Annotated in this window: 7 protein-coding genes; 1 reads left to right on the top strand and 6 read right to left on the bottom strand. The window is 50.8% G+C overall.

Annotated elements, in window-relative coordinates; translation table 11 throughout:
* The 6 genes from AB1756_04095 to AB1756_04070 all read right to left on the bottom strand — a co-directional run.
* A partial coding sequence (locus tag AB1756_04095; GenBank protein ID MEW5806519.1) for a radical SAM protein occupies positions 1-1,013 on the bottom strand: 1,013 nt, incomplete at its 3' end.
* An 85-nt stretch (positions 1,014-1,098) separates the two neighbouring features.
* Positions 1,099-2,217 (bottom strand): PP2C family protein-serine/threonine phosphatase, encoded by a 1,119-nt coding sequence (locus AB1756_04090; protein MEW5806518.1) that lies wholly within the window; start codon positions 2,215-2,217, stop codon positions 1,099-1,101.
* Between the two features lie 277 nt (positions 2,218-2,494).
* Complete coding sequence (locus tag AB1756_04085; GenBank protein MEW5806517.1) at positions 2,495-3,067, bottom strand: NAD(P)H-dependent oxidoreductase; 573 nt, start codon at positions 3,065-3,067, stop codon at positions 2,495-2,497.
* A gap of 184 nt (positions 3,068-3,251) precedes the next feature.
* Positions 3,252-3,575 (bottom strand): hypothetical protein, encoded by a 324-nt coding sequence (locus AB1756_04080; GenBank protein ID MEW5806516.1) that lies wholly within the window; start codon positions 3,573-3,575, stop codon positions 3,252-3,254.
* Between the two features lie 96 nt (positions 3,576-3,671).
* On the bottom strand, positions 3,672-5,378 hold the full coding sequence (locus AB1756_04075; protein ID MEW5806515.1) for a GSU2204 family CXXCH-containing (seleno)protein: 1,707 nt from the start codon (positions 5,376-5,378) through the stop codon (positions 3,672-3,674).
* A gap of 10 nt (positions 5,379-5,388) precedes the next feature.
* The gene (locus AB1756_04070; GenBank protein ID MEW5806514.1) at positions 5,389-6,252 is read right to left on the bottom strand and encodes a cytochrome c3 family protein; all 864 of its coding nucleotides are present in this window, start codon (positions 6,250-6,252) and stop codon (positions 5,389-5,391) included.
* Positions 6,253-6,497: 245 nt separating this feature from the next.
* Here AB1756_04070 and AB1756_04065 point away from each other — a divergent pair, with 245 nt between their 5' ends.
* On the top strand, positions 6,498-7,022 hold the full coding sequence (locus AB1756_04065) for a DUF6125 family protein (GenBank protein ID MEW5806513.1): 525 nt from the start codon (positions 6,498-6,500) through the stop codon (positions 7,020-7,022).
* The last annotated feature ends 146 nt before the right edge of the window (positions 7,023-7,168 follow it).

Here is a 7,168-nt window from a genome sequence, read left to right as displayed (position 1 = left end):
GCCCAGCGGATCGCATCTTCATACTCCTTGCGGGTTATTCTCCTTGCAATATCCGGATACTCGTGCGCTTTGTACATCGGTCTGTACTGCGACATGACATTGACATAGGTGTCTTTTGGAAGGTTCTTTCCTATCCATTTCATTACCTGTTCTGTTCCCGAGACATTGTTCGGCATCACGAGGTGTCGTATGATCAAACCTCGGGAGAGAAGCCCATCATTTGCAGGATGTGCGACTCCGACCTGTCGGTTCATTTCGAGAAGAGCCGCCTGCGTGATCTCCGGATAGTCATTGGCTGCCGACGAGTAGCGCGATGCCATCGCACCGTCCGAATATTTGAAATCGGGAAGGTAGATGTCAACGATGCCGTCGAGTTTCTTCAGGATCTCCAGCCGTTCCCAGCCGCAGGTGTTGTACACGAGGGGAAGCCTCAACCCTTTCTCTGCAGCGATGTCCAGAGCGAGGACGATGTGAGGCGAGTAGTGGGTCGGTGTGACCACATTGATGTTGTGACAGCCGATCTTCTGAAGATGGATCATCATGCCGGCCATCTCTTCGATGCTTCTGGCGCTTCCCGAGCCTCCCTGGCTGATCTCCCAGTTGATGCAGAAGACGCAGCGGAGGCCGCAGTTCGTCATGAAAATCGTTCCTGAACCGCCCCTTCCGACGAGACAGCTCTCTTCTCCAAAATGAGGATGGAAGGCCGAGATCTCAAGCTGGGATGTAGACCGGCAGAATCCTTTTTCGCCTTTGATGCGGTGAGCCCCACACTCACGCGGACAGAGCCTGCAGTCCTCCATGATCTGCCAGAGATCTTCTCCCCGCTTCTTCAGCTCCCCACTCCCGTGCAATTTCAGATAGGCGGCTTCGAATCCTTTCGATATCCTGGCAGCATCCTCGATGGCGAGCTTTTTCTTCTCATCGTCCACGATGTCAACAGGGAGCGGTGCATGTTCCTTTCTGTTGCATCCCGGGGAAAATGGAAACAGGAAGAAACCGAATCCTGTGATCATAAGATCAAAACATGACCGGATGAAATGTCTTCGCGAAGTTTCTTTCATTGTTCCTGTGAGATATTCTATCACGAAGCGGGAGGACTCAGTCCAGCCTCCTCAGGATGACGAGGGAGATATCATCGGATTGAGGTGCTTCACCGACGAAGCGTTCGACTTCGGCCAGGAGCCATTTTCCTGAAGCTTCAGCGTCGAGCTCATGAAGCTCCGGCATCATCTTCCGGAGACAATCATCGCCGAAAAAGAGATCCTTGTCATTGCATGCTTCCGTAAGGCCGTCGGAGTGAATTATGAGTTTGCTGCCGGGTCGTAGATCGATCTGTTGTTCAACGAAGGTCGATCCGGAAAATGCCCCGAGGAGAGGTGAGGAAGGATCGAGCTTCTCGATCGTCTGCCCCTCGAGCTTGATGATGGGGCAGTGGGCTGCGTTCAGGAAGCGAAGAGAACCCGAGTTCGGTTTCAACTCGAGATAGACGAGAGTTGCGAATCTGTTCGATATCCCGTCACGGAACATGATCTCGTTCATACGGTAGCCAAGATCGGAGAGCAACACGCAATCAGGAACGATGGCACGAAGCGTCGCCTGAAGCTTTGCCATGAGGAGAGCGGCACCGAGCCCCTTTCCGGTAACGTCGCCGAGCATGACGCCAAGACACTCGTTGTTCACGTGCAGGTAATCGACGAGGTCGCCCCCGACGTCATTTGCAGGTCGTGAGTACATCCATATCTCCCAGCCGGGAAACGTCGGATTCTTTTCAGGAAGGAGGGCAAGTTGCACCGCACGACCTGCTATCAGTTCATCTCTGGCAAGAAGCTTGTCCTTCAATTCGAGCATCAGAATGAGAAGGAGGATGATGAAGCTGAAGAATCCCAGGTGGAGGCTGAAAAAGAATCTCCCTGCATTGAACGTGACGCTCCCGTAGAGGATGAGGATGAAGCATGCAAGGAGGAGGATCCTCCGGCCAGGGGTCAGCTTGAGTATCATGCTTTTCAGGAGCCAGAATGCGATGAGAAAGAAACGCTTCACGCGGTTCATGCTTGCGAGACTCGTGCGGCGGTCCTCGTCGATGTAGAAACGATAGAGATCTTTCAGATCCCGGCGCAGCGTGGTCCTGAAATCACCGCGGCGCAGGTCTGACAGAACGGTTCTGCCAAAACCGTCACCTTTTCTGAAAACTTCTCTCTGTGGACCATTATCGGTCATTGCGGTCAGGTTCTCCTCCTGGTTCGGTCATCGGTGAGGCATCAATATTGAGGCATCAATTATAGTACGAAATCCTCTCTTTCACGAATGCACCAGATCAATAGGTCAAAACAGATGAAGAGGTCGGGCTTCTTCATATATGGTTCACGCTTCATTGAAAAAGGGGATCAGCAGGCATAACCATCCTGTTCTGTTCAATGAAGGCGGGGAGAGAAGCCGGATTCCGATCAGCGGTTGAGATACAGAAGAAGGAGTTGAGAACAGACGAACAATGTTTTTAAAAATCCATTCCGTGTATCTCTTCCAGCATCTTCTTCCGTGCGGCGTCATCGACGGAAGGAACCGCATAGAAGTATTTGTGGAGGAGAACCTTCATTCCGCAGAGTCTGAAGATCCCTTCCTCCAGGGTTTTCTGGAGTGCATCATCGAATCCTGATTCTGCGTAGTATTCACCGGACCCGCCTGTCGTATTGAGGATGACGATCTTCTTATCGGGTAAAAGTCCCTGAAGACCGTTTTCATCAAACTTGTAGGCGAATCCATGGGAGAAAATCCTGTCGATATACCCCTTCAGAATCGCAGGCATGCTGTACCACCAGATCGGATGGATGAAGACGATGACATCGGCGTTTCGGATATGGTCCTGCTCTTTCTTGATGTCTCCCGGTGTCTTCCCCTGCATGAGCGAGACGAAATCATTCACGCTCAAATTGGGCTCGAAGTTCATTTCATACAGGTCACGGACAACATACTCGTGACCGGCTTTTTTCAGTTTTGCTTCCACCTCTTCCCTGATCGCATGGTTGAAGCTCTTCGAATTCGGGTGTGCATAGACGATTAAATAGCTCATCTGGATCTCCTTTCATTTCGTATCAACCGCATCATATTCCACCCATTAATCTCTTATTGCTAAGATTCAGATCGTCCGCTATGGTTACGTCGAGAAAGGGAAAGGAGCTTCCATTCCTGAAAGCTCCTTATCCTGAAATGCATGTGATACCTTTTTATGAGCAGTATTCCTGATTAAGATCCTCCTAGAACTTGATACTGAATCCACCGTAGATCCAATAGTACGTTCCCGTCGTATCGACGAGGTACGGATCGTTGTCCTGGTAATCATCGTAGAGGAAGCCGAAATTCAGTCCCAGCATCTTCGTAAGGCTTATCCCCATATTTCCGGTGAACTCGAGCCTCGAAACGTCGATATCTGAATAATCGTGTACCGAAGTAAGATTGTAATCTTCAAAACCGAGCGTAGTCGCCGCTTCATCACTGATCGGTGTGAAAGAGATGCTCTTCATTGCAGCGGTGCTGTCGACATAAGAAACTCCGAAAGAGAGTGAAACGCGATCGCTCACTTTTGCCCCGGTGGAAAGGAAGTAAATATTGTTCGTGATGTTGTATGCCGTATCGTCTGCGGTATGGCCAAACTGGCCGGCAGTGACTCCTCCCGCTCACCCATCCATGACGGGGATGCAGACATGAGTCGTCGTTTCTTCATCGGAGTAGTTGTACCCGGCGAACCACGACCATCTATCCATCGCCGTCCAGTTGAGATACAGACTTGCCATGAGGGAATTACGATCCCACTTCGAAAAATCGAGGTCGCTGTTCTTCTGATCCTTATAGCGGGTGTTGAACATCAGTGTCGTTGTTCCTTTCAGCGGTCGGGAAGCGGAAAAGCGGAAAAAGAGATCTTTCGACGGTTGATTGGACAGATTGTACTCCCTCGCATCCTGCCACTCATAGTACTGCAGAGAGCCGGGTGCGAGCGGGCTTCCCACGGGTGTCGTGTCCATGTCAGGATTGCATCCACCGTCAACGATACCGAACGGATGAGAGATATCGCTGTACGATAGATTCGCCATCAATTTCCATGATTCCGGGATCCAGTGCCTCCAGTCGACGTAGAACTTGTTCGTGACGGTCTCCTTCTCTCCTTCGGAGACCTCGAAATGGTCTCTGTCGACCGACGTGTAACGCAGGCCGAATTTCAGATGCCCTCTTTTCATATAACGGTACTGAAGCTCTGCAAGTCCATCGCTTACCGTGCGGTTCATCGCGCTTCGTCGCAGGAAGTCTGGATCATATCCGTAATGCTGGCGGTATGTCTCGCCAACGTAAGGTCCTGCAATGGCAGCCGGCTCGGCAGTATCGACAAAGTAATCGTCATTATCGATCTCATACGTCCGGAACCGGAGTCTCAGGGTCATCTTTTCGCTGAGACGCTGCTTGCCACGCGCAAGGAGTGCATTGTAGTCGAACGCATTGTGGGTCGTCTTGTTCGTCACCTCCGCCATCGTGTATGCGGCCGTGAGATCTCCTGAATTCCAGTTGAAATCGAGCTGGATGTTGTCCTGTGTCTTCTCCACTTTCGGAACCTGGTTGATGAGCTGGGCACCTTCATCGAGGTCATATTGAACCCTGTCCTCGAAGACGGGCGTTCTCAATGCAGGATGGAGCGCATCCTCATATGTGAATGTGGGAGTGGCTCCATTCTCCTTGAACGTGCGGCTCAGGTGTGAGACCGCCAGGCGGAAATTCTTTACCATGAGGCTTGCTCCGACCTCGCCGTCCTGCATGCTCTGGTCCACCTTCCTATCCATCCCCACGACGTGGCAGGTGGAACAGTGAGATACGGTTCGCGCCTGTTTCCAGCCTTTCCGTGATTCGTCACGGTACGATAGATAGAGTTTCAGGTTCTCATATCCGTGGACTGCATAATCGATTCTTGCATTCGTGTCGGTGTAGACGACGCCGTAATCCGTTTCAGGATTGAAATCGGTAAAACGCGTTACCTTCACGTCGGAAATTGCCTCGAGGTTCGTGAGCGGATCGTGGATTGTGTTGTGGACGAACTCTCTGTATGATGCGCTGATACTGAAATGAGGACCGGTCCAGAGCGAAAGGCCATAACTGTGGTCGTCCTTCGTACTGGTATGCCCGGAGATGAGGAACAGACCATGATCCTGCATCTGTGACGTGAGATCGACCGCAAAGCCGGCAGAATCCTCATCGTCCCTGTACTCCGAAGCCTTGACCTTGCTGTCCTCATCACTGACGACCGTGTACTTGAAGGTGACGGAACCTTCTGTATCATCAGCCCAGACAAGGCCACCCATCAGCAAGATTGCGGAAAGAATGATCAGGTATTTTTTCATGACACACCTCCTATCGTGTGAGACCTTCCCCGCGACCGGGGACAGTCTGTGCTGGAAGATCAGAACCGTGGATCTGAATGTGGCACTGGGTGCAACTCGTCGTGAATGCCATCTTGTAGCCGGACGTCGTATGGCGGTTCCCATAGAGGATTCCACCGATCGTCAGCTCTTCCTCTTCTTCTCCTTCGAGTCCTGCATGGAAGTGGAACTCGTGGCACTGGAGGCAGAGGAACGGCTCGTTCTGATTCAGGAGGTTGTCGGCAACGCTGCCATGAGTGCTGTGGCAGATACGGCAGTCTTCAACCACAGGTTCATGTTCGAATATATAAGGACCCTGCTTGGAGGTGTGGCAATTCCAGCAGAGATCGTTCACGTCCTTCCCCGTTGCGAGTGATGGCTTGAATCCGGCGTGAGGGGAATGACAGGAGAAGCAGGTCATCTTCCCTTCGGGGACAGGATGATGGTTGGGAAGATTCATCTGCGCTTTGACATCTTTATGGCAGCTCCCGCAGAGCTTGTTCGTGCAGCAGGCCTTCAGGATCCCTTTCCCTTTTCCCTCGTGGATGCTATGGCACGTATCGCAGGTATACTCGTCCCTGCTGCAGTGCTCGTCATCGCATTCGAGACTTGTGTGGCAGGAAAAGCAGATTCTCTGAAGATCGTCAGGCATCATTCCTTCAACGCTGCCCGATTCCAGGTGCGCTTCAGCAGCAGCGTGGCATGTGCTGCAGGTGACGTTTCCCGTCCGTGCATGCATGGCTGTCGCTGATGACTTGAAGATCTCTTCATGACACTCGCCGCATGTCTCTTTATCGGCGAGTACAGCCATGGGAATGCACAGCAGGAAAAGGAAGATTAAAAATTTTCTTTTCATGCATGTCCTCCTTTTTTATAGTGTGTACATGTTAATGACAATCACTTATGAAATATTCTTATGGTGAGACAGATTCACGTCATAATTTTACAAATTATAGAATATATCGTGTACTCAAATCAATATGAATTTTTTCACAAAGTCCTGCTATCATGTGTGGTCTGAAGAGGAAAAAGCCCTGTGCGGCAAATATGATGGCAGAAAGATAAACCAAGAAATAAGCATAATTGATGAGAGAGGGGAGCATGAGAAAAGAGATCCACACTCCTGACAATTTCAATAGGGAACAGCTGCTGGAGTATGTTCGGGATCTGGCGAAGCGATGGCTCGCGCATGACGGTCTCTGGTTTCTCGCAGTTGAAAAGAAATACGGCATCAAAGCAGCGATGGAGATGGACATGAAGGCCTGGGAAAGATTCACCGTGCTCGAAGCCAAGCGCATCATGGATTTTCTCGATATGAAGCCAGGCGGGGGGATCGATGCTTTGCAGAGAGCATTCTCATTCCGGCTCTATGCTCACCTGAACGAGCAGAGCGTGGAGAGGCCCGACGAGGGAAGCCTCATCCTCACCATGAAGACCTGCCGCGTCCAGGAAGCGAGAAAGAGAAAACGATTACCGGATTTCCACTGCAAATCGATAGGGTTCGTAGAATACTCTCAGTTCGCGAAGGCTATCGATGAAGAAATAGCAACAGAATGCATTTTCTGTCCGCCCGACAAACATCCGGACGATGCCTACTGCTGCTGGCGCTTTACAGAAAATGAATAGATTCTTATCCATGAACTTTAGGGTTAGGAAATTCGTTTTTCCAGCCGGCGTCATTTTCTCTTCCATCCTTACCATGAAGCACGCTTGATTCTCAATATTTTCTCCCATGATATTAGTTTAGTAGAAAAATGATTGTAAAGAGGGAA

Source organism: Acidobacteriota bacterium (assembly GCA_040752675.1).
Taxonomy (GTDB): Bacteria; Acidobacteriota; Polarisedimenticolia; order JBFMGF01; family JBFMGF01; genus JBFMGF01.
The sequence above is the reverse complement of the archived record's forward strand: the minus strand, read 5'-3'. Positions and strand labels throughout refer to the sequence as shown.